The organism is Pseudoalteromonas sp. Angola-4 (assembly GCF_028599265.1).
Lineage (GTDB): Bacteria > Pseudomonadota > Gammaproteobacteria > Enterobacterales > Alteromonadaceae > Pseudoalteromonas > Pseudoalteromonas atlantica.
The window spans coordinates 97,196-119,839 of the sequence record NZ_JAQREK010000001.1 but is presented as its reverse complement, the minus strand read 5'-3'; the positions used below and the strand labels follow the sequence as shown (position 1 = coordinate 119,839).

The 22,644-nt window shown below is 40.6% G+C and carries 24 protein-coding genes; 9 read left to right on the top strand and 15 right to left on the bottom strand.

What is annotated here, in order from left to right; all coding sequences use genetic code 11:
• Position 1: 1 nt before the first annotated feature.
• The 13 genes from cyoA to PSH48_RS00510 form a co-directional block, all read right to left on the bottom strand.
• Complete coding sequence (gene cyoA, locus PSH48_RS00570; RefSeq protein ID WP_154945878.1) at positions 2 to 955, bottom strand: ubiquinol oxidase subunit II; 954 nt, start codon at positions 953 to 955, stop codon at positions 2 to 4.
• Positions 956 to 1,265: 310 nt separating this feature from the next.
• The gene (locus PSH48_RS00565; RefSeq protein ID WP_064386878.1) at positions 1,266 to 1,685 is read right to left on the bottom strand and encodes a hypothetical protein; all 420 of its coding nucleotides are present in this window, start codon (positions 1,683 to 1,685) and stop codon (positions 1,266 to 1,268) included.
• Between the two features lie 937 nt (positions 1,686 to 2,622).
• Positions 2,623 to 2,835, bottom strand: coding sequence for a (Na+)-NQR maturation NqrM (gene nqrM / locus PSH48_RS00560; protein WP_004587136.1), 213 nt, complete (start codon positions 2,833 to 2,835; stop codon positions 2,623 to 2,625).
• Between the two features lie 162 nt (positions 2,836 to 2,997).
• Complete coding sequence (locus PSH48_RS00555) at positions 2,998 to 4,029, bottom strand: FAD:protein FMN transferase (RefSeq protein WP_273610699.1); 1,032 nt, start codon at positions 4,027 to 4,029, stop codon at positions 2,998 to 3,000.
• 98 nt (positions 4,030 to 4,127) lie between these two features.
• The gene (gene nqrF, locus PSH48_RS00550; protein ID WP_004587138.1) at positions 4,128 to 5,357 is read right to left on the bottom strand and encodes an NADH:ubiquinone reductase (Na(+)-transporting) subunit F; all 1,230 of its coding nucleotides are present in this window, start codon (positions 5,355 to 5,357) and stop codon (positions 4,128 to 4,130) included.
• 18 nt (positions 5,358 to 5,375) lie between these two features.
• Positions 5,376 to 5,984: an NADH:ubiquinone reductase (Na(+)-transporting) subunit E gene (gene nqrE / locus PSH48_RS00545; protein WP_004587139.1), complete on the bottom strand. Its 609-nt coding sequence runs from the start codon at positions 5,982 to 5,984 to the stop codon at positions 5,376 to 5,378.
• 10 nt (positions 5,985 to 5,994) lie between these two features.
• On the bottom strand, positions 5,995 to 6,627 hold the full coding sequence (locus PSH48_RS00540; protein ID WP_004587140.1) for an NADH:ubiquinone reductase (Na(+)-transporting) subunit D: 633 nt from the start codon (positions 6,625 to 6,627) through the stop codon (positions 5,995 to 5,997).
• Complete coding sequence (locus tag PSH48_RS00535; RefSeq protein WP_004587141.1) at positions 6,627 to 7,379, bottom strand: Na(+)-translocating NADH-quinone reductase subunit C; 753 nt, start codon at positions 7,377 to 7,379, stop codon at positions 6,627 to 6,629. The genes PSH48_RS00540 and PSH48_RS00535 overlap by 1 nt, the downstream gene beginning before the upstream one ends.
• Positions 7,372 to 8,574 (bottom strand): NADH:ubiquinone reductase (Na(+)-transporting) subunit B, encoded by a 1,203-nt coding sequence (locus PSH48_RS00530; RefSeq protein ID WP_004587142.1) that lies wholly within the window; start codon positions 8,572 to 8,574, stop codon positions 7,372 to 7,374. Before PSH48_RS00530 ends, PSH48_RS00535 begins: the two co-directional genes overlap by 8 nt.
• 3 nt (positions 8,575 to 8,577) lie before the next feature.
• Positions 8,578 to 9,921, bottom strand: a complete 1,344-nt coding sequence (locus tag PSH48_RS00525) for a Na(+)-translocating NADH-quinone reductase subunit A (RefSeq protein WP_004587143.1) — start codon at positions 9,919 to 9,921, stop codon at positions 8,578 to 8,580.
• A gap of 353 nt (positions 9,922 to 10,274) precedes the next feature.
• Positions 10,275 to 11,468 (bottom strand): enoyl-ACP reductase FabV, encoded by a 1,194-nt coding sequence (gene fabV / locus PSH48_RS00520; RefSeq protein ID WP_273610698.1) that lies wholly within the window; start codon positions 11,466 to 11,468, stop codon positions 10,275 to 10,277.
• A gap of 124 nt (positions 11,469 to 11,592) precedes the next feature.
• The gene (locus tag PSH48_RS00515) at positions 11,593 to 11,904 is read right to left on the bottom strand and encodes a BolA family protein (RefSeq protein WP_004587145.1); all 312 of its coding nucleotides are present in this window, start codon (positions 11,902 to 11,904) and stop codon (positions 11,593 to 11,595) included.
• A gap of 55 nt (positions 11,905 to 11,959) precedes the next feature.
• The gene (locus tag PSH48_RS00510; protein ID WP_273610697.1) at positions 11,960 to 12,571 is read right to left on the bottom strand and encodes an alpha-ketoglutarate-dependent dioxygenase AlkB family protein; all 612 of its coding nucleotides are present in this window, start codon (positions 12,569 to 12,571) and stop codon (positions 11,960 to 11,962) included.
• Positions 12,572 to 12,613: 42 nt separating this feature from the next.
• Here PSH48_RS00510 and PSH48_RS00505 point away from each other — a divergent pair, with 42 nt between their 5' ends.
• The 4 genes from PSH48_RS00505 to PSH48_RS00490 are packed head-to-tail and all read left to right on the top strand — an operon-like array spanning position 12,614 to position 16,364.
• Positions 12,614 to 13,756, top strand: coding sequence for a methyltransferase (locus tag PSH48_RS00505; protein ID WP_273610696.1), 1,143 nt, complete (start codon positions 12,614 to 12,616; stop codon positions 13,754 to 13,756).
• A gap of 1 nt (position 13,757) precedes the next feature.
• Complete coding sequence (locus PSH48_RS00500; protein WP_004587148.1) at positions 13,758 to 14,318, top strand: YajG family lipoprotein; 561 nt, start codon at positions 13,758 to 13,760, stop codon at positions 14,316 to 14,318.
• A 2-nt stretch (positions 14,319 to 14,320) separates the two neighbouring features.
• Positions 14,321 to 14,938, top strand: a complete 618-nt coding sequence (locus tag PSH48_RS00495) for a peptidylprolyl isomerase (RefSeq protein WP_004587149.1) — start codon at positions 14,321 to 14,323, stop codon at positions 14,936 to 14,938.
• Between the two features lie 46 nt (positions 14,939 to 14,984).
• Positions 14,985 to 16,364 (top strand): AmpG family muropeptide MFS transporter, encoded by a 1,380-nt coding sequence (locus PSH48_RS00490; protein ID WP_004587150.1) that lies wholly within the window; start codon positions 14,985 to 14,987, stop codon positions 16,362 to 16,364.
• A gap of 71 nt (positions 16,365 to 16,435) precedes the next feature.
• On the opposite strand, the gene PSH48_RS00485 is transcribed toward PSH48_RS00490, so the two are convergent.
• Positions 16,436 to 16,675, bottom strand: coding sequence for a helix-turn-helix domain-containing protein (locus tag PSH48_RS00485; protein ID WP_004587151.1), 240 nt, complete (start codon positions 16,673 to 16,675; stop codon positions 16,436 to 16,438).
• 499 nt (positions 16,676 to 17,174) lie between these two features.
• On the opposite strand from PSH48_RS00485, the gene PSH48_RS00480 reads away from it, so the two are divergent.
• Positions 17,175 to 17,363: a hypothetical protein gene (locus tag PSH48_RS00480; protein WP_004587152.1), complete on the top strand. Its 189-nt coding sequence runs from the start codon at positions 17,175 to 17,177 to the stop codon at positions 17,361 to 17,363.
• 48 nt (positions 17,364 to 17,411) lie between these two features.
• Here the strand turns inward: PSH48_RS00480 and erpA are convergent, their stop codons facing one another.
• On the bottom strand, positions 17,412 to 17,750 hold the full coding sequence (gene erpA, locus PSH48_RS00475; protein WP_002958911.1) for an iron-sulfur cluster insertion protein ErpA: 339 nt from the start codon (positions 17,748 to 17,750) through the stop codon (positions 17,412 to 17,414).
• Positions 17,751 to 17,998: 248 nt separating this feature from the next.
• On the opposite strand from erpA, the gene PSH48_RS00470 reads away from it, so the two are divergent.
• The 4 genes from PSH48_RS00470 (at position 17,999) to hemL (ending at position 22,572) form a co-directional block, all read left to right on the top strand.
• Positions 17,999 to 19,681: a chloride channel protein gene (locus PSH48_RS00470; RefSeq protein WP_024034303.1), complete on the top strand. Its 1,683-nt coding sequence runs from the start codon at positions 17,999 to 18,001 to the stop codon at positions 19,679 to 19,681.
• 7 nt (positions 19,682 to 19,688) lie between these two features.
• Positions 19,689 to 20,123, top strand: a complete 435-nt coding sequence (locus PSH48_RS00465) for a CopD family protein (RefSeq protein ID WP_024034304.1) — start codon at positions 19,689 to 19,691, stop codon at positions 20,121 to 20,123.
• Positions 20,124 to 20,239: 116 nt separating this feature from the next.
• Entirely contained in the window at positions 20,240 to 21,256 is a 1,017-nt protein-coding gene (locus PSH48_RS00460; protein WP_004587156.1) for an aspartate carbamoyltransferase, read from the top strand.
• A gap of 35 nt (positions 21,257 to 21,291) precedes the next feature.
• Entirely contained in the window at positions 21,292 to 22,572 is a 1,281-nt protein-coding gene (gene hemL, locus PSH48_RS00455) for a glutamate-1-semialdehyde 2,1-aminomutase (protein ID WP_273610695.1), read from the top strand.
• The last annotated feature ends 72 nt before the right edge of the window (positions 22,573 to 22,644 follow it).

Genomic DNA, 22,644 nt, shown 5'->3' with positions numbered 1-22,644 from the left:
ATTATTCCTCGCCCTGGCTGTGAGATGAAGGCATTGCGTGTTCATTCATTTCATGGTGCTTTTTGCTCATTTGCCCATGATCGCTCATCGCTTGATGTTTTTTGTTCATATCGCCATGTGCCTGCATATACTTCATAACAATGGTATGAAATAGGCCGTCGTCGACCTTGCCATAATAGGCAACAGGATTGTTTTCACTGGCTTTTGCAAGTTCAACATAATTGGCATGGGTGAGGTTATTAGCATTGGCTTTAACGCTTGTTACCCACGTGTCAAAATCAGCTTGTGTTGGGGTGGCAATGGCATTGAACTTCATACCGGTAAAACCTGCGCCACTGTAATTAGCAGAAAAGCCTTTAAATGTGCCCGGCTCGTTTGCGATTAAATGAAGCTTGGTTTCCATGCCTGCCATAGAATAAATTTGACTACCTAGCTGAGGAATAAAAAACGAGTTCATTGTGCTTTCTGAAGTGATTTTGTATTCCACCGGCACATTTGCCGGAAATACCAATTCATTTACCGTTGCAATACCTTGTTCTGGGTAAATAAATAGCCACTTCCAGTTTAATGAAACCACCTCTACAGTGAGGTGCTCGCCTTTACCTTCAATAGGTTTATAGGGGTCTAAGTCTTGGGTAGACTGCCAGGTAATAACACCTAAAATAATAACGATAACAATAGGAACAGCCCAAACAACGGCTTCAATCTTATTTGAATGAGCCCATTTTGGTGCATAAATTTCATGATCTTGTGTGTCTCGGTATTTCCATGCGAAATACAAAGTCATCACAATAACGGGGATTACTACGAGCAGCATAAGGACAGTAGCAATGATGATTAAGTTTTTCTCATCAATACCTATTTGGCCTTTTGGATCGAGTATCCCGCCTTTACAGCCTGACAACGCCAGCACCGTACTAGCTAAAGCAATATTACAAAGGTTACGAATTAACAAGGGAGTATCCTACAAACCTAGAGTTTTAATTTGCTGCTTTAAATAAAAATTAAGCAACGATTTTTCAATATAAACCCAAGTTAACTAGAACTAAATTATAAAAATAAAGGGGACTGAACCCGCTGCAAGTGGATGCAAAAAATACCTAGCAACAAACCCAGCTTCTAAACGCATTTATATAACGTAATAAAAGTTAACTTGGGTGAGTGTTGGTTGGCTGACGTGATTAAAACACGCGGCTACATTGCTAATGCAAACTTTAATTATTTACAGCAAGAAAAAATAATTAAAACCAGCAACAAGTGAAGCCTTACAGACAACCTGTAAAGCTAGGTGGAGCACGACAACCATGTGCAGCGGACACAGGTTGGTGTACTTTTGCCTCGCGAAAAGCGAAAGCGGCTTTACGAAGGATTATTCCAGCACGACGCGCCGGAAAAATATGGAACAATAACCAGCAAAGGCCAATGAGTAACTGACTAGATATGATCGGATGAGCTAAAAATTGCATAATGTGCAGCAAAACAGGCTCAACAATAGAGCCATTGCTAAACAACGCTTCAAGCTGAAAGGCATCCTCTAATGCACCACTTAGCAGCATTACCGTATTAAACACTAATAATGTTATAGCGACACACACGCCCTTGCCCGCTTTATTCAAGCGCTCACACGTTTGCGGTTTGCTAGAAGCAAAAGCCGTATTTGTATGATGCAAAGAAAGTGTGTTCAAAGACATTAACCTACTGAATGACTAATAACAAAATTAGAGTAATAAAGCGCGCAATGGAAAAATTAAAAAAACATTGCTGCTGTAAGCCCTAAAACGAGGTGCTAAATACAATCAAACCCGGCTAGCACACATTTACCTAGTGAGAATTGATCCGTATCAAACAAACTTTCAAAACTTACTGAAAGTTCGATGCTGAGTATAACAAAGACAGTTTTCGGTTCAACAAAAAATATAAAGTTTTGCGTTAAGCTTTCGCAGCTATTTTGTTAATAGAAAATAACATAATAAAAATAAAGACTTAGTTTATAAATATTTTATATTTAGGAAGCGTGAGGAGTAGAGATAAGGGGGATTAATGAAGTTAAAAATAAAGCCGCACAAACAAAAACAGCCCAAATTCAGTCACCACCGAACTTGAGCCGCCTTTCACACTGACAACATCTTCACACACATATAAAGATTCTTAGTTTACACTGCGTGGCAATTATAGGGAATAAAAACAACTCAAAACCGGTCACCACCGACCTTGAGTTGCCTTTCACACTGACAACATCTTCACACACAATATAAAGATTCTTGGTTTACACTGCGTGGCAACTGTAGGAGATAAAAACAACTCAAGCTAAGTCACCACCAAACTTGAGTTGCCTTTCACACTGACAACATCTTCACACACAATATAAAGATTCTTTTAAGCGAGGCTAACTTTTATGCCTCAAGCTTATGACTAGAGCCTTGCTCTGTGTCTATGGTTAAACTTTAGAGTGTTAGCTCCAATTTGACAAACGAGAAAAATAAACCTAATAGGTGAAAAAAACTAAACTATAGACCTTGGTCTAATACATTAAGCTTGCGTTTATTTAAAACAGAGGTTGGACAATAAATACACAGGTACAAAAAAAGCGCCATAAGGCGCTTTTTGTCATTAAGCTACTGCTTAAATAATCTGGTTTTCTTTCCAGGCTTGCTCTTTAGCCATACGCTTTTTACGCTTATCACATGGATCGTCACAATCACAGGCTTTATCAATACCTACCGAGCCTAATCCACCGCAACTACTTGCCATAGATTTTCTTTGCACGATCATACCAACAGCCATAGCTATCACGATTAAAATTAATAAACCAAATGTAAGAAGAAAAAGTGACATTGCTTAGCCCCTATTGATCAGCAATAAATTATGCTCAAACATTGTTGAGCGACCGCTAAATTATACACCCAAAACCCACATAGATGCGAGAGAAGTCTATTTCAAAAAATCGGTTGTAATATGCGTTTAGCACTAATAAAGTTTTAGCTAAACGCTATTATATTACAAATAAGGTTTAAATGCAGTGCTCGCGTAAGTCACAATGCCTTTGTCTGATTTAGCCATTAAGTACACAGGTAAATCGTGCTTTTCAGCGTATGCTTTAGCATCGTCCATTCCCATAACCGTTAATGCGGTTGCTAAGCCATCTGCGGTCATTGCACTAGGATGTAATACAGTAACCGACACTAAGTCATGTTTGATTGGCATGCCTGTTACTGGGTCAATTAAATGAGTGTAAGTTTCGCCATCCATTTTATAAAAAATACGGTAGTCACCTGATGTTGCAATGCCATTCGTACCGGGCGCTAATACACGGTGAACTTTTCGCTCGCCTGGTGGCGCATCTGGCTGCTCTATCGCGATTTTCCAATCTTGGTTATTTGGCTTTTCACCGCCAATGCGCAGCTCCCCGCCTATTTCTACCATGTAGTTACTAATGTTTTGGCTTTCAAGTAATTGCGCTACTTTATCAATGCCATACCCTTTCGCTGTGGCCGAAAACGACAGCTCTAAACCATCAACTGTTTTAGCAAGGCCCTGCTCAGTAAGATTGAGTTTATCTACACCAATTTTTTCAATCATTGCAGCAAGTGCTTCATCACTTGGGCGCTTAGTTGGTTTTTTATCAGGTCCAAAGCCCCATAAATCTATTAACGGGCCCATCGTAACATCGAGCGTTTTGGTCGACTTACCTAAACGAATCGATTCGCTCACCACAGCCCTAAAGTCTTCACTAATTGGCATAACCTGGTTGGCGGGTAATTTATTAAATGTGTTAATTTCAGAATCGCGGATATACGTAGACATAGACTGATTAACCGCTTTCAATTGCGTATCTATTTGCTGCTGTAATTTAGTGGCATCAACGCTTTTATCGTCGGCAAAGTATTTAATATGATAGGTGGTGCCCATCGTTTTGCCTTCTAAAAATACCTCCTGAGGAGTTTTTTCAGCCCCACAGCCAGAGATAAATAGCATTATAGTTAATAAAAAAATACTGATAGCGCCTTGAGAACTGCTTACTCTGTTCATTAAATTAGCCCATGTAAAATAAAATAAAAAAAGCCCCGTAGCACAAAGTGCGACGAGGCCCGTATTTTAACCAAAACTAAGCTGTTTTGATATGGGTGTTAGCCACCGAAGTCATCTAGTAAGATGTTTTCGTCTTCTACACCTAGGTCTTTAAGCATGCCGATAACAGCCGCGTTCATCATTGGAGGACCACACATGTAGAACTCACAATCTTCTGGCGCTTCATGATCTTTCAAGTAGTTTTCATAAAGTACGTTATGGATAAAGCCTGTGTAACCTTCCCAGTTATCTTCTGGTTGTGGATCAGACAATGCGGTATGCCATACAAAGTTATCGTTTTCAGCTGCTAAGCCGTCGAAATCTTCAACATAGAACATTTCACGCTCAGAACGCGCACCATACCAGAAACTAATCTTACGCTTAGAGTTTAAACGCTTAAGTTGGTCAAAGATATGTGAACGCATTGGTGCCATACCTGCACCACCACCTACGAATACCATTTCAGCGTCGGTGTCTTTAGCGAAGAACTCACCAAATGGACCAGAAATAGTTACCTTGTCGCCTGCTTTAAGTGACCAAATGTACGATGACATTTTACCACATGGTAGGCTTAGGTTTCTTGGCGGCGGCGTAGCAATACGCACGTTAAGCATGATAATGCCTTCTTCTTCTGGGTAGTTAGCCATTGAGTATGCACGAATTGTTTCGTCGTCTACTTTTGACTCCAGGTCGAAGAAACCAAAGTGATTCCAGTCGCCACGATACTCTTCAGGAATATCGAAATCTGCGTATTTAACATGGTGAGCAGGCGCTTCGATTTGGATGTAACCACCCGCACGGAAAGGCACTGATTCGCCATCTGGAATTTGTAGCTTAAGCTCTTTAATGAACGTTGCTTTGTTATCGTTAGAGATAACTTCACAATCCCATTTTTTAACACCGAAAATTGACTCTTCAAGTTCAATTTCCATGTCGTTTTTAACATTTACCTGACACGCTAAACGACAGCCTTCACGGGCTTCACCTTTAGAAATGTGATCAAGTTCTGTTGGTAAGATATCGCCACCACCTTCTTTAATGTGTACACGACACTGACCACAAGAGCCACCGCCACCACATGCAGATGATACGAAAATACCTGATTCAGATAGCGCGCCTAAAAGCTTGCTACCTGCTGATGTTTTAATGGCTTTGTCTGGATCGCCATTAATACCGATGATGATGTCACCGCTTGCAACTAACTTAGATTTAGCACCAATGATAACTAAAACTAGTAGTACAACGATAGCGATGAAAACACCAACGCCTAAGAAAATCTCATAACTCATGATTTATCCTCGCTACCTTTACAGTGAAATACCAGAGAATGACATAAAGCCAAGACCCATTAAGCCAACAGTGATGAAGGTAATACCTAAACCACGTAGGCCATCTGGCACGTCTGAATATTTCATTTTCTCACGGATACCTGCAAGTAATGTAATTGCAAGCGCCCAACCAACACCAGCGCCAACACCATAAACAACAGACTCGCCGAAGTTATAGTTACGCTCAACCATGAATGATACCGCACCAAAAATCGCACAGTTAACTGTGATTAGTGGTAAGAAGATACCTAATGCGTTGTAAAGTGCAGGGAAAAACTTATCTAATGCCATTTCCAAAATTTGCACAAGTGCTGCAATAACACCAATGAACGTTAAGAAACGTAAAAAGCTAAGGTCTGCTTCAGGGTAACCAAGCCACTCTAATGCACCCGGTGCAAGTACGGCATGGTAAACCAAGTTATTTACTGGTACAGAAATACCCAGTACCACAATAACGGCTACACCTAGGCCAATTGATGTAGTTACTTTTTTAGATACTGCTAAGAAAGTACACATACCTAGGAAGAAAGCTAAAGCTAAGTTTTCAATAAAAACCGCTTTTACAAATAAACTAATATAATGTTCCACTGCTTGCCCCTTACGCTTTAGCTTCTACTTGGTCTTTCTTATAAGTACGAAGTACCCATATGAATAAACCAATGATGAAGAATGCACTCGGTGGTAAAATCAATAGACCCATAGGTTGATACCAACCACCATCTTGTACTAATGGGATAATATCAACACCGAATAGTGTTCCCTTACCAAATAGCTCACGAATGAAACCAACAGTAAGTAATACCACTGAGTAGCCTAAGCCATTACCAATACCATCTAAAAATGACATAAGTGGCGGCGACTTCATTGCGTACGCTTCAGCACGACCCATTACAATACAGTTAGTAATGATTAGGCCAACGAATACAGAAAGCTCTTTCGCCGTAGCGTAAGAGAATGCTTGTAATACTTGATCTACAACAATTACTAGTGAAGCAATGATCGTCATCTGTACGATAATACGTACTGATGAAGGTATGTGGTTACGAATGCTTGAAATGAACAAGCTAGAAAACGCCGTTACTAATGTCAAAGCAATTGACATGATTAAGGCATTTTTTAAGCTAGACGTTACCGCCAGAGCAGAACAAATACCAAGTACTTGTAATGCGATTGGGTTGTTAGCTAAAACCGGACCAAATAGGACCGACTTCATTTCTTTAGTATCAGCCATTATTTCAACGCTCCTTCACGTACCTTCGCAAGGAAAGGACCAAAGCCGTTTTCACCAGTCCAAAAGTCAACTGTGTGATCAACACCATTAGAAGTTAGTGTAGCACCTGATAAACCATCAATTTGATGTTCGTTGCTAGCACCGCTTTTCATAATGTTAATAGGTAACTCTTTACCTTGCCATTTAGCTGTCCATTGTGGGTTTTGAATTTCGCCACCCAGGCCTGGTGTTTCGCTATGCTTGTAAAAGTTGATGTTTTTAACTGTTTCGCCATCGCTTTCAAGCGCTAAGAAACCATACATTACACCCCAAAGGCCGTACCCTTGGATAGGTAAAATGATTGCATCTGTAGAGCCATCTTCTTTTTTAGAGATGTAAACAGGTGAGTTTTTAGTCATACGCTGAATACCAGCGATGTCCTTAATCCCTTCTGCTTTAAGTGCAAAACTTCTTTGTTGGTCGAATTTCGATTTTTCGAAATCAAATGAGTTTGGATCAGCATCTTCAACAAATTCGCCAGTGTCCATATCAACAACACGTGCTTCGATTTTGCCATCGAATGTGTCAGATACAGAGTTTGCGATTTCAATATCAGCTGCTGCTAAGATATTACGTTGAATATCTTGAGTTTTATTAGCTTGCTGTAAAGGACGAAGCTGTACAGAAGCAAACGATACAATAATTGCACACACTAAACATAGTGCTACAACAACCGTTAACGTTTTGCCGATTGATTCGTTATTACTAGACATTACGTGCCAACCTCCGCTTGATATTAGCTTGCACTACAAAGTGATCGAACAGTGGAGCAAATAAGTTAGCAAATAAGATTGCTAGCATCATGCCTTCTGGGAAAGCAGGGTTTACTACACGGATCATAACTACCATAAAGCCAATAAGCGCGCCGTATGCGAACTTACCTTTATCGGTAAATGCAGCTGATACAGGGTCAGTAGCCATAAAGAACATACCAAACGCAAAACCACCCAGTACTAAATGCCAATGCCAAGGCATTGCAAATACAGGATTGCTCTCAGAGCCAACCGCATTTAATAAGAATGCAGTTGCCACCATACCTAGGAATACACCTAGTACAATGCGCCAAGAAGCGATGCGAACGTAAATTAAGAATAAGCCACCAATAAGCACAGCAAGCGTAGATGTCTCACCTACAGAACCTTGAATGAAACCGTAAAACGCATTCCACCATAGCTCCATGTTGCTGTAATCAAGAGTGCCTACAAACGCTTGACCTAGCATAGTTGCACCAGAGAACGAGTCTACTGCAGTCCATACTGTGTCACCTGAAATTTGTGCCGGGTATGCGAAGAATAAAAACGCACGGCCCGCTAATGCAGGGTTTAAGAAGTTACGGCCTGTACCACCAAAGATTTCTTTAGCAATAACAACACCAAACGTAATACCTAACGCCACTTGCCATAAAGGAATAGTCGCAGGCAAAATAAGTGCAAATAATACAGAGGTTACGAAGAAACCTTCGTTAACTTCATGCTTACGCACAGAAGCAAATAGTACTTCCCAAAAACCACCTACTGCAAAAGTAACGGCGTATATTGGTAAGAAGAAGCATGCCCCGTAGAACATTTTAGCGCCCCAGCCCGACTCAGCGGTTAATTCACCACCAAATAACTGGAACAAGCCAACCTGCCAAGAGTTTGCTAGTTCAAAACCTTGTGCTAAAGCACCTGCGGCCTGATGACCGATGTTGAACATACCAAAAAACATAGCTGGGAACGTCGCCATCCACACTAAAATCATCATGCGTTTTAGGTCGATATTATCGCGAACGTGAGTTGCGCCTTTATTTACATAACCTGGCGTGTAAAAAATAGTCGCGGCTGCTTCATACAGGGCGTACCATTTTTCGTGTTTACCACCTGGTTCAAAATGCGGCTCAATGTCTTCTAAAAATTTCTTTAAACCCATCTCTTAGCCTTCCTTCTCGATCGTTGTTAAGCAATCGCGTAGGATAGAACCATACTCGTATTTGCCCGGACAAACGAAGGTACATAACGCTAAATCTTCTTCATCAAGTTCAAGCGCGCCTAATGAAATTGCACTGTCTAAATCACGTGAAATTAAGTCACGTAATAATAGAGTTGGCAAAATATCTAACGGCATTACGCGCTCGTAGCTACCAATTGGTACCATGGCACGTTTTGAACCACCTGTAGACGTTGTCATTTTAAATAAACGACTCGGTGCAAGGTGAGAAAGGAATGTACGCGTTACAGAGAATTTATCACTACCAGGTGCAATCCAACCAAACAGCTCTTTTTCGCGACCTTCAAGTAAAACAGATACTTGAACGTGGTAGCGACCTAAGAATGCATGAGGACCTGAAGAAATAGCGCCAGATAAAACAGAACCAGAAATAACACGGTTATCACCGTCTTCTAATTCGCCTGCCACTAAATCATCTAATGAAGCACCTAGTTGTGTTTTCACTAAACGAGGGTTTTTAACGCGAGGACCTGCAAGCGAAATAACACGGTCTGTGTTGATTTCACCAGTAAGGAATAAGTGACCATACGCGATAACGTCTTGGTAACCAATATGCCAAACTTGTTTATTAACAGATACTGCATCAAGGTGATGAATATGAGTACCAACTAAGCCTGCTGGATGCACGCCACCGAACTCATGTACTTCTACTTGAGCGATAGACGAGCTAGGAACTTGACTGCCAGCTTGCTTACATACAAATACTTTGCCATCGGTCAAACGCGAAACAACAGCAAGACCCGCTTCAAATGCAGCTGCATTTTCGGCAATAATTACTGCAGGATCTGCAGCAAGAGGGTTTGTGTCGATAGCGGTTACAAATATAGAGCTAGGATTTGCATCCAACGCAGCTATTTTGCTAAATGGGCGAGCACGAAGTGCTGTCCATTGACCTGACTGAACAAGTACTTCTTTGGCTTTTTCACGCGATAAGCTTGCAAGCTCATCTGCATTGAAAGAGTCAAAGGTGATTTGCTCACTGCCGTTTACTTCAATAACAACAGATTGCAGCACACGTTTAGCACCACGATTAATTTCTTTTACTGTACCAGAAGCTGGTGCAGTAAATAGGACGCCTGGGTTCTTTTTGTCTTCAAAAAGTACCTGGCCTTTTTTGACTTGGTCATCCACACGAACATGCATGGTTGGACGCATACCGATAAACTCTTCACCTAGCACAGCTACACGTTTGATGGCAGAACCATCATGAATAACTTGCTGAGGCGCGCCCTCTATGGGTAAATCCAGACCTTTTTTTATGTTGATCATACGCACTTGCATTAATTAACGGAAAGAAACTGAAAAATCGTATCAACCACGTCGCCACTTGAGTTATCCAAGATATATCAAGGTACAAAAGAACAACTTGCTAGGAATATCAAACAAGCAACGCAGTAAAACTCCTCACATATTGCTTCGATTTTAACATCATTATGTACGACTATGCGAGTGTATTTATGAAAATTATACGACAGAAACGCTTATTTAGTTTTGTTAAGTGTTTTAAATAAAAATCAAGGTAGACCAAAGTGGTAGCCTAAGCACCTAACTGCCACAAAATATCTAAAACACTAAAAGCAAAAAAGCCGCAATAAGCGACTTTTTATAATTACAAAGTATGATTAGTCAATCATGTTTGCAATTGGCTTAACTGCATCTACATCTTGCTCATAGTCAACAGCGTCAATGCCAAAACCAAATAAACGTAAAAATTCGTTATGGTAGCCTACATAATCGGTTAGCTCATCAATTGAGCTCGTATCTACTTTATCCCAAACAGCTTGCACACGTGCTTGTACATCATCTTCTAGCTCTTTGTAGTTTTGGAATAAGTGGCCGCCCTCGTCAAATCGTGGGCTTTCACCGTATAGGTTTTCACTAAATAAAGCATGAATTTGCTCAATAGTGCCTTCATAAGTGCCATCGGCTTTCATTACTTTAAATAAAGCAGAGATATATAGCGGCATAATAGGAATAGCAGAGCTTGCCTGAGTAACAACAGCATTTAACGACGACACATAGGCTTGACCATTTAAATCTTTTGTCGATTCTTTAATTGCAGCAGTTGCTCGGTCTAAATCTTCTTTTGCTTTACCTATAGTTGCGTGCCCGTAGATTGGCCACGTTAACTCTTTACCTATATAAGTATAAGCCGTGGTTTTAAAGTTATCGGCTAGTACGTCTGCTTCTTTTAATGCATCAATCCACATTTCCCAATCTTCACCGCCCATCACTTTAATGGTGTTGTCGATGTCATCTTGGCTTGCGGCTTCTACTGTTACTTCGTCAATTTCGCGCTTTGACGTATTTAAGTTTTTTGTAGTTACAGCACTGCCAATAGGTTTAAGTGTAGATGAATACACCTCACCTGTATTTGGATCGGTACGACGAGGCGATGCTAAGCTGTAAATAATACAGTCTACTTTGCCTAAATCTGCTTTGATTGTCTCGATTGCTTTTTGCTTAATTTCGTTAGAAAACGCATCGCCATTAATATTTTTTGACCAAAGCCCAGCTTCATCTGCAGCGTCTTGAAATGCTGCTGTATTGTACCAACCAGCAGAACCTGTTTTACGCTCTGTACCTTCTTTTTCAAAGAAAATACCCAGTGTTTTAGCCCCACCGCCAAATGCCGCCGTAATACGAGACGCTAAGCCGTAGCCAGTAGATGCACCAATTACGAGTACATTTTTAGGCGCATCTTTTAATTCGCCTTGTTGTTTTACATAGTTAATTTGCTCTTGAACATGCTCTGCACAACCTACAGGGTGTGCGTTAGTACAAATAAATCCACGAATTTTAGGCTTAATGACCATTGATCATCCTATATCTTTTACAATAAAAATTAGCGCTAGTTTAAAGGCTAATACTAAAAACACTGATCTGATCAGTTAAACCTGATCAAATACCCCTATTTATATTGGCTAACCTACATTGTGGTTAATTTAGCTTTGAGCCGCCCATACAATTTGGAGAGTCAGGTGCTTCGCCACCCTGCTCTGAAAATTCATCTGGCGTGTACGTATGAATTGCTAAGGCATGAATATGATTTGCTAGCTCATCTTTTAGTACTTCGTTAATTTGGCGGTGGCGCTGTAGTAATCGTTTACCCGCAAACTCTTCACTTACCACAATTACTTTAAAATGCGACTCAGTACCGGCGCTGTGCATATGGCTTTCGTTAATTACGTTTAAATGCTTACAGGCAATCGCGCTACTAAGCTTGTCTTGAATTTGTTGTTGCATTGACATTAAAACACCATATTTAGTCACTGATTTGTGCAGCTACTATAACAAGTTAATTTAACTAACTAAATTGCTTTTGTTTAATGTGCTCAATAAAGCGGTACGTTAAGCTGATCCGTGGGTGAGCAAGCGTTGTTTGTTTGGGGATTGCGTGCTGGTAGTCGCGCTGACTATGCCCACTCATCACTAAACAACTACCGCTTTGTAATTTTAAGTCGGTGACTTTATTGGTGGCTTTTTGTTTTAATTTGAGTACGCGCTCAGCACCAAGCGATATACATACAATGGTAGGCTCAGGGCCTAGCTCTATTTCATCATCACTGTGCCAGCCCATGGTGTCGTTACCATCACGGTAATAATTGACTAATAACGAATTAAACGGCTTATTTAAATGTCGCTCTAAACGTTTTCGCATTGCTAAAAGCACCTCATCCCACGGCTCTACTATTTGTTTACTGTGTGAGTAACCATATTCAATATTTAAGTCGCTCATAAAACATTGCAAACGTGGAATGGGCCCTGTTCTGCCATACACAGTAACATTAGGCTGCTGCCAATTAAGATTTTTTTGTAAATAATAAAATAAATCGAGGCTTTTTTGCGCACTAAGCGCCTTACTTTGATAAGAAAAGCCGTTTGGTAACTGTTGGGGGTTGGCGTTTTGCCGTTGCATGTTAGAATTTACCTACATTAGATTACTGATCAACAAACCATTATGACGACGCAAGCCCAGCTAGGCGATAAAACATTTACTCTTGAACGTTTCCCTTTGGATCAAAAAAACCGCAGTTTACAAGCGTGGGATTCGGCCGACGAGTACCTTATCAATTATGTTAACGAACATCACCCTGATTGTCGCTCATTACTAATTTTAAACGACGCGTTTGGCGCCCTTGCCTGTTATTTTAGTGAATTAACGGTTTGTTCAGTTAACGATTCTTATATTAGCCACCAAGCTGCAGCCTATAATTTAAAAGAAAATAAACTATCAACAGCCCAATTTACACAGTTAGATAGCTTATCTGCGCTGCCTGAAGAGGTTGATTTAGTACTTATAAAAATACCGCGTAACGTCGGGTTTTTACAGTTTCAATTAAGCGAGTTGAGTGAAGTACTTGCCCCTGGCACACCGGTTATTGCCGCGGGTAAAACAAAGGAGATTCATAACTCAACTATAAAAGCGTTTGAGCAATTTATTGGCGAAACCAAAACAAGCTTGGCCGTTAAAAAGTCGCGTTTAATATTAAGTACAGCTAAAGGCGGTTATATAGAAGCTAACTTCCCAGTAAGTTGGCAGCTTGAAGGCACTGATTTTAATATAACGAACCATGCCAATGTGTTTTCGCGCGATTCGTTAGATATAGGTGCACGATTCTTTTTTAATTACTTGCCGCAAACCTCAAAAGCAAAAAGTATTATCGACTTAGGCTGTGGAAATGGCGTAGTGGGCTTAATGACGTTATCACGCTGTCCAAATGCGTCGGTAACCTTTGTTGATGAGTCGTACATGGCGGTCGAATCTGCACGTTTAAATGTAGAACTTAACCAAGCAAATAAATTTGATGATTGCCAATTTATAGAAAACGATTGTTTAACCGGCTTTGCAAGAGAAAGTGTGGATATGGTGTTGTGTAACCCTCCATTTCACCAAGCCCAAGCGGTTACAGACCACATTGCGTGGCAAATGTTTAAACAAGCAAAAGATACATTAAAAGAAGGTGGCGAGCTGCGTATTATTGGTAATCGTCATTTAGATTATCACGATAAATTAAATCGTATGTTTGGTAACTGTAAGCTATTAGGTTCAAACAAAAAGTTTGTAGTGCTCAGCGCAACTAAAAATAGTGGGATGCTATAAAATGAAATTAACTAAATTTATTTTAGCCTGTTGCTCCATGCTGGTGTTTAGCGCATGCAGTAACCAGCCAAACCAAGTGATACTAAACCCGGTTTATAAAAGTGGCCAAATTAGCGTTATTTCAGCCAGTTTAAGTACCAGCGTTATTGATTTACGTGGTGATAGCGCCACCCTTAAGCTTGTTGAGTCGGACAAAACCAAAACCTTTGCCAGCCAAGATATTGTAACCTCTGTTAAAAGCGTATTAGATAGCGCGCTAAATCGTAACGGGGCAAGTATTTCAAACCTAGCAACAACCCGCTTTGAACTAGACATTCATGCCTTACAAGCAAAGGTGACTGAAAAGCTCATGAGCCATACCAGCGAAGCGCACATTGAGCTAGGCGTAAGGGTCATTCGCTCTACCAGCAATTTTAGTAAAGTGTATCGTGGCAGTGCTAATTTAGAAGGGCCGCTGAGCCACGATCGCGCCAAAATTGAAGGTCAACTCAATAAGTTGACGGAACAAATTATAACCCGCATTGTATCGGACCCAGAATTAATTGAATTTTTAGAAGGTTAACAATGAAACGATTTTTAATCTGCTTAAGCCTACTATTTAGTGTAAGCACCTTTGCCGCGCAAGAAGGCCGTTTTGTTCAAAAAGACAATATTTTCCCGCGTGTAGAAATAGTCACGTCATTGGGTAGCATTGTGGTTGAGCTAGACCGCTCAAAAGCCCCTATTACGGTAAATAACTTTTTAACCTACGTAATGGATAAAAGTTACCAAGGCAGTATATTCCACCGTGTAGAACGTGATGTTGAAAACGACCGTGACTTTGTAATACAAGGTGGTGGCTACGATAAAGACCTTGATGGCTTACACGAAAACGACCCTATATTTAACGAAAGTGGCAATGGTTTAAAAAATGATATGTACAGCATCGCTATGGCGTATCAAGACCGTGAACCGCATTCAGGAACTCGCCAGTTCTTTTTTAATATGGATGATAACGATCATTTAAACCCAGGTAGAGATTGGGGCTTTGCCGTGTTTGGCAATGTAATGGATGGTTACGACACGCTAGATAAAATTATGGCTGTTGAAACCGGCTTTAATGAAAAAATTGGCTACGACTTTGTACCAAAAACGCCCGTTGTTATTTTAAATATTAAAGTACTTGAGCAAACCCCATTATAAATCACTGAGGTGCAACTAAGTTGCACCCAACGCCAATGAAGGCCCTATGAGCAAAACCCTCTCAGTAAGCGAATATTTCTCGTATTTTAAAGATAAACGTTTAATCAATATTTTTATATTTGGTATGAGCAGTGGTTTTCCATGGGTACTGATTGGCTCTGTGATGTCGGCTTGGCTAAAAGACGAAGGCCTAAGCCGCAGTATGATTGGCTTATTTGGTATTGTATTTGGCGCATACAGCATTAATTTTATGTGGTCGCCGCTTATTGATAGAACCAAACTGCCGTTATTGTACAAGTGGTTTGGGCAACGTCGCAGCTGGATTTTATTTTGCCAAAGCTTTATGTTTATTGGCACCCTGCTTTTAGCGGGGCTTGATTTAAAAGCAAACTTAGCGATTGCCGCCGGCTTGTGTTTACTCATCGCAGTCGCCTCTGCCACACAAGACATAGCAATTGATGCTTTTAGAATAGACACGTTAAGCGAAAACGAATCTCATAAAGCCACTGCAGCTGCTGCTATGGCCACATCGGGTTGGTGGACAGGTTATGCATTACTAGGGGCTATACCTTTTTACATGGCCGATATCCCCTCTTTAGATTGGCCACAAGTGTATTACTTTTTAGCCGCTGTTATGTTGATACTAATGAGCGGCGTGTTATTTGCCAAAGAGCCTAAATCAAACCGAGAAGCTGTTCACGCAGAGCTTGAGCGCGTATACCTTGAAAAACTAGCCAGCATTAAGCAAACGCCCTTTACTAAAGTGATTGCTTGGCTTGGCGTTACAGTGGTTGATCCCTTTAAAACCTTTTTTGCTAAAAATGGGGTTAAAACAGCCCTTGCCTTATTAGCATTTATTTTCTTATTTAAAATAGGCGAAGCTTTTTTAGGGCGTATGTCGATTGTTTTTTATAAAGAAATAGGCTTTAGCAACAGCGATATAGCCACTTTTTCAAAAGTAGGCACTGCAGTACTCACCATTGCTTTTACCTTTGTGGGCAGCTTGTTTAATCAAAAGTACGGCATTGTAAAAGGGCTATTTATAAGTGGTGTAGCTATGGCGGGGTCTAATTTAGCATTTTCGGCTATTGCGCTGGTTGGCCCTAATTTAGGCTTATACGCTTTTGCTATTGTAATTGACGGCTTTACTCAGGCTTGGTCGTTAGTCGCTATGGTGGCATTTATATCGATGTTATGTGACCGGGCATTTAGTGCAACACATTATGCTTTACTGGCTTCGCTTGGGAATTTAGGGCGTACATTGCTTTCAAGTTACAGTGGTGTGGTTATTGATGATTGGCTAATGGGAAATTGGGCATTATTTTTTGTGTTAACGGCATTAATGGTAATACCTTCGCTGGTGTTTTTATATTTGATTAGGCATAAGCTCTATCAGTTAGAGCAAAATTACCATAAAAATATGTAATGCATCCTTGCATTAACGTGATTTGCTTAGGCCGTTCAAGTGCCCCTTATAACACCCTAAGCAAAACAATATTAATCCGCTTTAATTAAGCCTAGCGCTTCATGCGGATCAACTTCAAGTGCATTACAGTAACGTACAAACTCAATAACATCTAAGCGGCGTTCTTGATTTTCAATCTTACCGATAAATGAGTGAGGTGTTCCTAGCACTTGTGCCAGGCTACGCATTGTATGACCCTTTTCATGGCGTTTTGTTTTAAGCCATTTAGTTAGCTTTTCGTTTTCTTCAGAAGAAACAGTCTTGCCCATCATTTTACATCTCCTACTAGATGATATGACATACCCGTCAAAGCAGTAGTCACACAATGATTGGAGGCATATAAGCAGAAACCCACTACATTATTCAATAGCAAGCTATTGCTTAAATAAGCAAAGGTATTGCTACTTATTCAACCTACCAATCTATTCAGTGCTAACCCGCAAAAATAGGATATAGGTTTATTTTTATTAAGAGTGAAATTTTGCCCGTCTCACTCTTGGATACATTATATACTATTAACAGTTCGGTTAAATAATTAATTACATAGTTTGCATAAATTTACCCAACCACTAACCTTTACTTATGCTGAATATTTAAGTTAACGTACCAAAAATATTAAGTTTTTTCCTAAAAAATTAATTGTAAGATAAAAGCACTTTGTTACAAATTAACGTGCGAATAACCTTGCTGTATTGATGTTTAAACAACAGTAAGGGTAAAAAAGTTCCCATAAATAACGTTTTTCCCTAAGTAAGGGACTAAAGAGGAAGTATGTTTAGAGTCTTATTTTTGTTGCCTATTTTACTATGCTTTTTATGGTTTTTGTTTTTACGTCACTACGGAGTACCCATTAAACAAGGTAAAAAAGGCTTTTTATACATACTTGCCTTTTCTGCTTTTGTATTAGGCTTTTTTGTATTAATAATGCAGTTTACCCATTACAGCCCAATTGAATTTTAGGCATTAAAAAAGCCGCTAACGCGGCTTTAATAGCTAAGCGTAAATTGCTTAAACGCTAAAACTTGCACCACACCCACAGGTAGTCGTTGCATTAGGATTAGATACAAAAAAGCGTGCACCTTCTAACCCTTCGGTGTAATCCACTTCGCCATCAACTAAGTACTGAATACTCATTGGGTCAATAACCAGGGTTACACCATTTTTAACTATTTCTAAATCGCCAGGATTTGCTTTTTCATCAAAAGTAAAACCATATTGAAAACCAGAACAACCACCACCTGTTACGTAAACACGCAGTTTTAAATCTGGATTTTCTTCTTCGTCGATTAACTGTTTAACACGAACAGCAGCTGCATCGCTGAACTTTATTGGTAATTCTTCAGACATTTTAAAACCCTCAATATCGCAATGGCGTGATTATCTAATACCCGAGTGTTTTAATCAAGTATAGTCAAACATCTCTTGCGCTATCTTAGCCTTTAAACTATTGCTTTAGCCGATACGATAGCAAAATGTGTTTTCAGTGATTGCTGTAATATTTGTTAATATAAGTGTTTAAAATTGCAAAATCACAAGGACTTACCTGCACACTTTTGTTAAACTGCTCGCTGAAAAAATGTGGCGGAGAATACAGCATGTGGCTTGAGCAACTCAGGCGTCGATTAGCAAAACCAAAAACCTCTGTGCAATTATGCTTATTAGGCGTAAGTGCTGGTTTAATTGCTGCATTTTTTATTATTTTATTTCGCTTAACGATTCTGTTTTTTCAAAGCTTATTTTTAGACACTCCCGATAATTTTACTACCATCCCCACTATTGAACGGGTTTTAATGCCGTTAATTGCTGCGCTACTGATTGCTACATTTGCTGCATTTACTGGCTTTAAGCACTACCGATTAGGCATTCCTTTTGTTATTCATCGCATTAAACGCCACTACGGGCAAATGCCGCTTTACAACACCGTAAACCAATTTGTTGGTGGTGCACTGGCACTTATTAGTGGTTTTTCGGTGGGCCGCGAAGGGCCATCTGTTCATATGGGCGCCACTGGCGCAAGTATATTAGCCGATAAACTTCATTTACCGCATAACGCCATGCGTACATTAAGTGGCTGTGGTGTCGCCGCTGGTATTGCGGCCTCGTTTAATACCCCACTGGCTGCGGTTATTTTTGTAATGGAAGTGGTGCTACGTGAGTACAAAGTTCATATTTTTGTACCAATTATGCTTGCCGCACTAACTGGTGCATTAGCAACCCAATTTGTGTTTGGTGAAGGCTCAGAGCTTGCACTTATTAGCATTACGCCATTGAGTGGTTGGCATTACCCATATTTAATTTTATGTGGCATGGCCTTAGGGGCAATTGCCTATAGCTTTAATCAAAATTTAATGCTGATCATAAAAACATTTAAACCTTTAAGCATGTTTCCTCGTTTACTCATTGCAGGTTGTATTGCGAGTATTATTGCCTATGCAGTGCCCCAAGCAATGGGTTCGGGTATGAGTGCGATTACTATTGCGGTTGAATCGCCTGAAAACGCGCAGCTACTTACCACTATTTTAATAGCTAAACTGCTGGCGACCCTGTTTGCCATTGGCCTAGGAATACCGGGCGGCTTAATAGGTCCCGTTATTGGGCTAGGTGTATTAACAGGTACTTTAATGGCCTTTTTTGCCCAATTTATAAGCCCAGGTGCTGACATTGCAGGCACATACGGCGTATTAGGAATGGCCGGTTTACTCGCAGCTACATTACATGCGCCGTTAGCAGCATTAACAACTGTGATGGAGCTTACGTCCTCGCCAGAGATTATTGTACCGGCCATGTTAGTGATAACAACCGCCTATGTAACGGCGCTGCAAGTATTTGGCAATCGGTCTATATTTTTGCAACAGCTCGATTTTCAGGGGCTACCCTATCATGTATCGCCCGCAACGGAGGCGCTACAAAAAGTGGGCATAATGGATGATATGGATGAGGACTTTAAACTGCTTTATTCAGACGATAAAGAGCAAATTAAAAACACCTTAGACGCCATGGACAGCCAAACCCCTTTAATAGTTTACGATGAAGAAAACGGCTATCGCCTAGCAGAGTACGACCTTACCCTGATGTCGGGCGAAAACATAAATATAAACTACATTAGCTTACAAGGCATTAGCAGCCAGTCGACCTTAGCTGATGCCTTTGATATTTTAAAAGATAAACGCAGCGGCGCCCTGTATGTATACAACTTGCTAGATGATCAACAAATAATGGGGCTATTACGCTGGGATCAAATAAATAATATTTTAACTATTCGTAACAGCCTACTTTAGGATTCTTATGAGCGCTTTACTAATTTATAAAACACTGCACATTTTTTTTATGATTGCTTGGTTTGCCGGTATTTTTTATTTACCTCGGTTATTTGTATACCACGCAATGAGCGAAGAAAAAGCCTGTAACTCTATGCTTAAAGTAATGGAGCGTCGGCTACTCTTTTTTGTTACCCCGTTTGCTATTTTAACGGCCGTTTTTGGTGTACTCACTATTGTAGAATATGGCCGTGAGTGGTTTAGGTATAGCATGTGGCTGCACTACAAACTGGTACTGGTCATTATTTTATATCTATACCACGGCTACTGCTTTAAATTACTGAGCGACTTTAAACACGACAGAAATACCAAAACGGACCGTTTTTATCGTATTTTTAATGAGCTCCCAGTTATTGCGCTGCTAATTATTGTTGCGCTTGCGGTAATAAAACCTAATTTATAAGCTGTGTAGCGCATGTTAAACTGCGCTGCAATTTACAATACTTGCTATAACACGCGCGATTGCGTGCCCCATTTTTATGGATTATCGCGCCCCTTTGATTGATTAGGAATAACCCCATGTTAAGTTTCCAAGGTGAACATATACTGTCGGTAAATCAACTCGACAGAGACTGCATTGAGCGTATTTTTGCAGTAGCGAAAAAAATGGAGCCTTATGCTAAAAAACAAAAGCAAACAACAGTGCTAGAAGGCGCTATTTTAGCTAATTTGTTTTTTGAACCAAGCACGCGTACGCGTGTAAGCTTTGGTACTGCCTTTAATTTACTAGGCGGTGGCGTGCGCGAAACAACCGGCATGCAAAGCTCTGCCCTTGCTAAAGGCGAATCGCTTTACGACACTGCGCGCGTTATTTCGGCTTACGCTGATGCCGTCGCTATGCGCCACCCTGATGCAGGCTCGGTAAGCGAATTTGCAGACGGTTGTACCGTACCGGTAATTAATGGTGGCGATGGGCCAAACGAGCACCCTACTCAAGCATTACTTGACTTGCTAACTATTGAGCGTGAACTAAACCGATTTGATCAAAACATTGATGGCATGCATATCGCCTTAGTTGGCGATTTAAAATATGGCCGCACAGTACATTCATTATCTAAATTATTGTGCCATTACAAAAACGTAAAATTTTCGATGGTGGCACCCGATGGCCTGCAAATGCCAACGAGTATTTTAGATGCGGTAGAAAATGCAGGCCATAAAATACAATTAGTCAACAAAATGGAAGGGAACTTAGCAGCCGATATTGTGTACCAAACACGTATTCAAGAAGAGCGCTTCCCTTCACAAGAAGAAGCTAATAAATACCGTGGCGGCTTTAGAATTAGCCAATCAATTTATAACGCGCACTGTAAGCCAAACTCCGTGCTTATGCACCCGCTCCCACGCGATAGCCGTTTAGAAGCTAATGAGCTTGATAACGACTTAAACAGTAACGACAATTTAGCTATATTCCGCCAAGTACAAAATGGCGTGTTAATTCGTATGGCACTGTTTGCTTTAACCCTCGGCGTAGAAAACAAAGTCGAGCAATATGAAGTAGACGTACCTTGGTTTAGCCGCAAACGCGACAGCTAAACACTTTTACCAAGCGACAACTAATAGGATTTTTCATGACAATTAGCCAAGATTTATTTAATCGTGCACAAACTTCAATTCCTGGTGGCGTAAATTCACCTGTACGTGCATTTAACGGTGTAGGTGGCACGCCACTATTTATTACCAAAGCCGAGGGTGCCTTTACCTTTGATGCCGATGGCAACCGTTATATTGATTACGTAGGTTCGTGGGGTCCGATGATCATGGGCCATAACCACCCAGCTATAAAGCAAGCTGTTCACGAAGCGGTAGAAAACGGTTTAAGTTATGGGGCGCCCACTGAAGCCGAAATTTTAATGGCCGAAAAAGTAAAAGCGCTTGTACCCTCAATCGAAAAAGTACGTATGGTAAGCTCGGGTACCGAAGCAACAATGAGCGCCATTCGCTTAGCACGTGGCTATACAGGCCGTGATAAAATCCTTAAGTTTGAAGGTTGTTACCACGGCCATGCCGACTCATTATTAGTAAAAGCAGGCTCTGGCGCATTAACCATGGGTGTGCCAAATTCACCTGGTATCCCTGAGGATTTTGCAAAGCATACGCTTACCGTATCGTTTAATAACCTTGATGAAGTAAAAGCTGTATTTGAAAAATACGCAGACGACATTGCCTGTATTATCGTTGAGCCAGTAGCGGGTAACATGAACTGTATTCCTCCTGTAGAAGGCTTTTTAGACGGCTTGCGTGCAGTATGTGATGAGCACAAATCAGTGCTTATTTTTGACGAAGTAATGACCGGCTTTCGTGTTGCTTTAGGTGGCGCTCAGGCGTATTACAACATCAAACCTGACTTAACATGTTTAGGTAAAGTCATTGGCGGCGGCATGCCTGTTGGTGCCTTTGGCGGCAAAACCGAAATTATGGATTACATTGCGCCAGTAGGTCCGGTTTACCAAGCCGGTACACTTTCTGGTAACCCTATTGCAATGGCTGCGGGTTTAAAATCGCTTGAGCTATTAAGTGAACCAGGTTTGCACGATAAGTTAGAAGCTATTTCTAAAGCTATTTGTGAAGGTTTTGAAGCAGGCGCTAAAAAAGCAGGCATTCCTTTAACCACTAACTACGCTGGCGGTATGTATGGCTTTTTCTTCACTGAAGCAGAAAAAGTAACCACTTATAAACAAGCTACAGAATGTGATTTAGAACGCTTTAAACGCTTTTTCCACTTAATGCTTGAAGAAGGTGTATACCTAGCACCTTCTGCATTTGAAGCAGGCTTTGTGTGTGCTGCGCACACAGAGCAAGAAGTACAAGCGACTATAGAAGCTGCAGAGCGCGCCTTAGCTAAGCTATAAGCATCCAACACATGTGTTAATAATGTGCGTTATTAACTCTGTAGTTAAAAAAAGCCCTTACGGGCTTTTTTT

What these genes read in the sequence shown, in the direction of transcription:
- nqrM (WP_004587136.1), bottom strand. Translation starts at nt 2,835, where the DNA reads ATGTCACTTTTTCTTCTTACATTTGGTTTATTAATTTTAATCGTGATA.
- PSH48_RS00555 (WP_273610699.1), bottom strand. Translation starts at nt 4,029, where the DNA reads ATGAACAGAGTAAGCAGTTCTCAAGGCGCTATCAGTATTTTTTTATTA.
- nqrF (WP_004587138.1), bottom strand. Translation starts at nt 5,357, where the DNA reads ATGAGTTATGAGATTTTCTTAGGCGTTGGTGTTTTCATCGCTATCGTT.
- PSH48_RS00540 (WP_004587140.1), bottom strand. Translation starts at nt 6,627, where the DNA reads ATGGCTGATACTAAAGAAATGAAGTCGGTCCTATTTGGTCCGGTTTTA.
- PSH48_RS00535 (WP_004587141.1), bottom strand. Translation starts at nt 7,379, where the DNA reads ATGTCTAGTAATAACGAATCAATCGGCAAAACGTTAACGGTTGTTGTA.
- PSH48_RS00530 (WP_004587142.1), bottom strand. Translation starts at nt 8,574, where the DNA reads ATGGGTTTAAAGAAATTTTTAGAAGACATTGAGCCGCATTTTGAACCA.
- PSH48_RS00525 (WP_004587143.1), bottom strand. Translation starts at nt 9,921, where the DNA reads ATGATCAACATAAAAAAAGGTCTGGATTTACCCATAGAGGGCGCGCCT.
- fabV (WP_273610698.1), bottom strand. Translation starts at nt 11,468, where the DNA reads ATGGTCATTAAGCCTAAAATTCGTGGATTTATTTGTACTAACGCACAC.
- PSH48_RS00515 (WP_004587145.1), bottom strand. Translation starts at nt 11,904, where the DNA reads ATGTCAATGCAACAACAAATTCAAGACAAGCTTAGTAGCGCGATTGCC.
- PSH48_RS00510 (WP_273610697.1), bottom strand. Translation starts at nt 12,571, where the DNA reads ATGCAACGGCAAAACGCCAACCCCCAACAGTTACCAAACGGCTTTTCT.
- PSH48_RS00505 (WP_273610696.1), top strand. Translation starts at nt 12,614, where the DNA reads ATGACGACGCAAGCCCAGCTAGGCGATAAAACATTTACTCTTGAACGT.
- PSH48_RS00500 (WP_004587148.1), top strand. Translation starts at nt 13,758, where the DNA reads ATGAAATTAACTAAATTTATTTTAGCCTGTTGCTCCATGCTGGTGTTT.
- PSH48_RS00495 (WP_004587149.1), top strand. Translation starts at nt 14,321, where the DNA reads ATGAAACGATTTTTAATCTGCTTAAGCCTACTATTTAGTGTAAGCACC.
- PSH48_RS00490 (WP_004587150.1), top strand. Translation starts at nt 14,985, where the DNA reads ATGAGCAAAACCCTCTCAGTAAGCGAATATTTCTCGTATTTTAAAGAT.
- PSH48_RS00485 (WP_004587151.1), bottom strand. Translation starts at nt 16,675, where the DNA reads ATGATGGGCAAGACTGTTTCTTCTGAAGAAAACGAAAAGCTAACTAAA.
- PSH48_RS00480 (WP_004587152.1), top strand. Translation starts at nt 17,175, where the DNA reads ATGTTTAGAGTCTTATTTTTGTTGCCTATTTTACTATGCTTTTTATGG.
- erpA (WP_002958911.1), bottom strand. Translation starts at nt 17,750, where the DNA reads ATGTCTGAAGAATTACCAATAAAGTTCAGCGATGCAGCTGCTGTTCGT.
- PSH48_RS00470 (WP_024034303.1), top strand. Translation starts at nt 17,999, where the DNA reads ATGTGGCTTGAGCAACTCAGGCGTCGATTAGCAAAACCAAAAACCTCT.
- PSH48_RS00465 (WP_024034304.1), top strand. Translation starts at nt 19,689, where the DNA reads ATGAGCGCTTTACTAATTTATAAAACACTGCACATTTTTTTTATGATT.
- PSH48_RS00460 (WP_004587156.1), top strand. Translation starts at nt 20,240, where the DNA reads ATGTTAAGTTTCCAAGGTGAACATATACTGTCGGTAAATCAACTCGAC.
- hemL (WP_273610695.1), top strand. Translation starts at nt 21,292, where the DNA reads ATGACAATTAGCCAAGATTTATTTAATCGTGCACAAACTTCAATTCCT.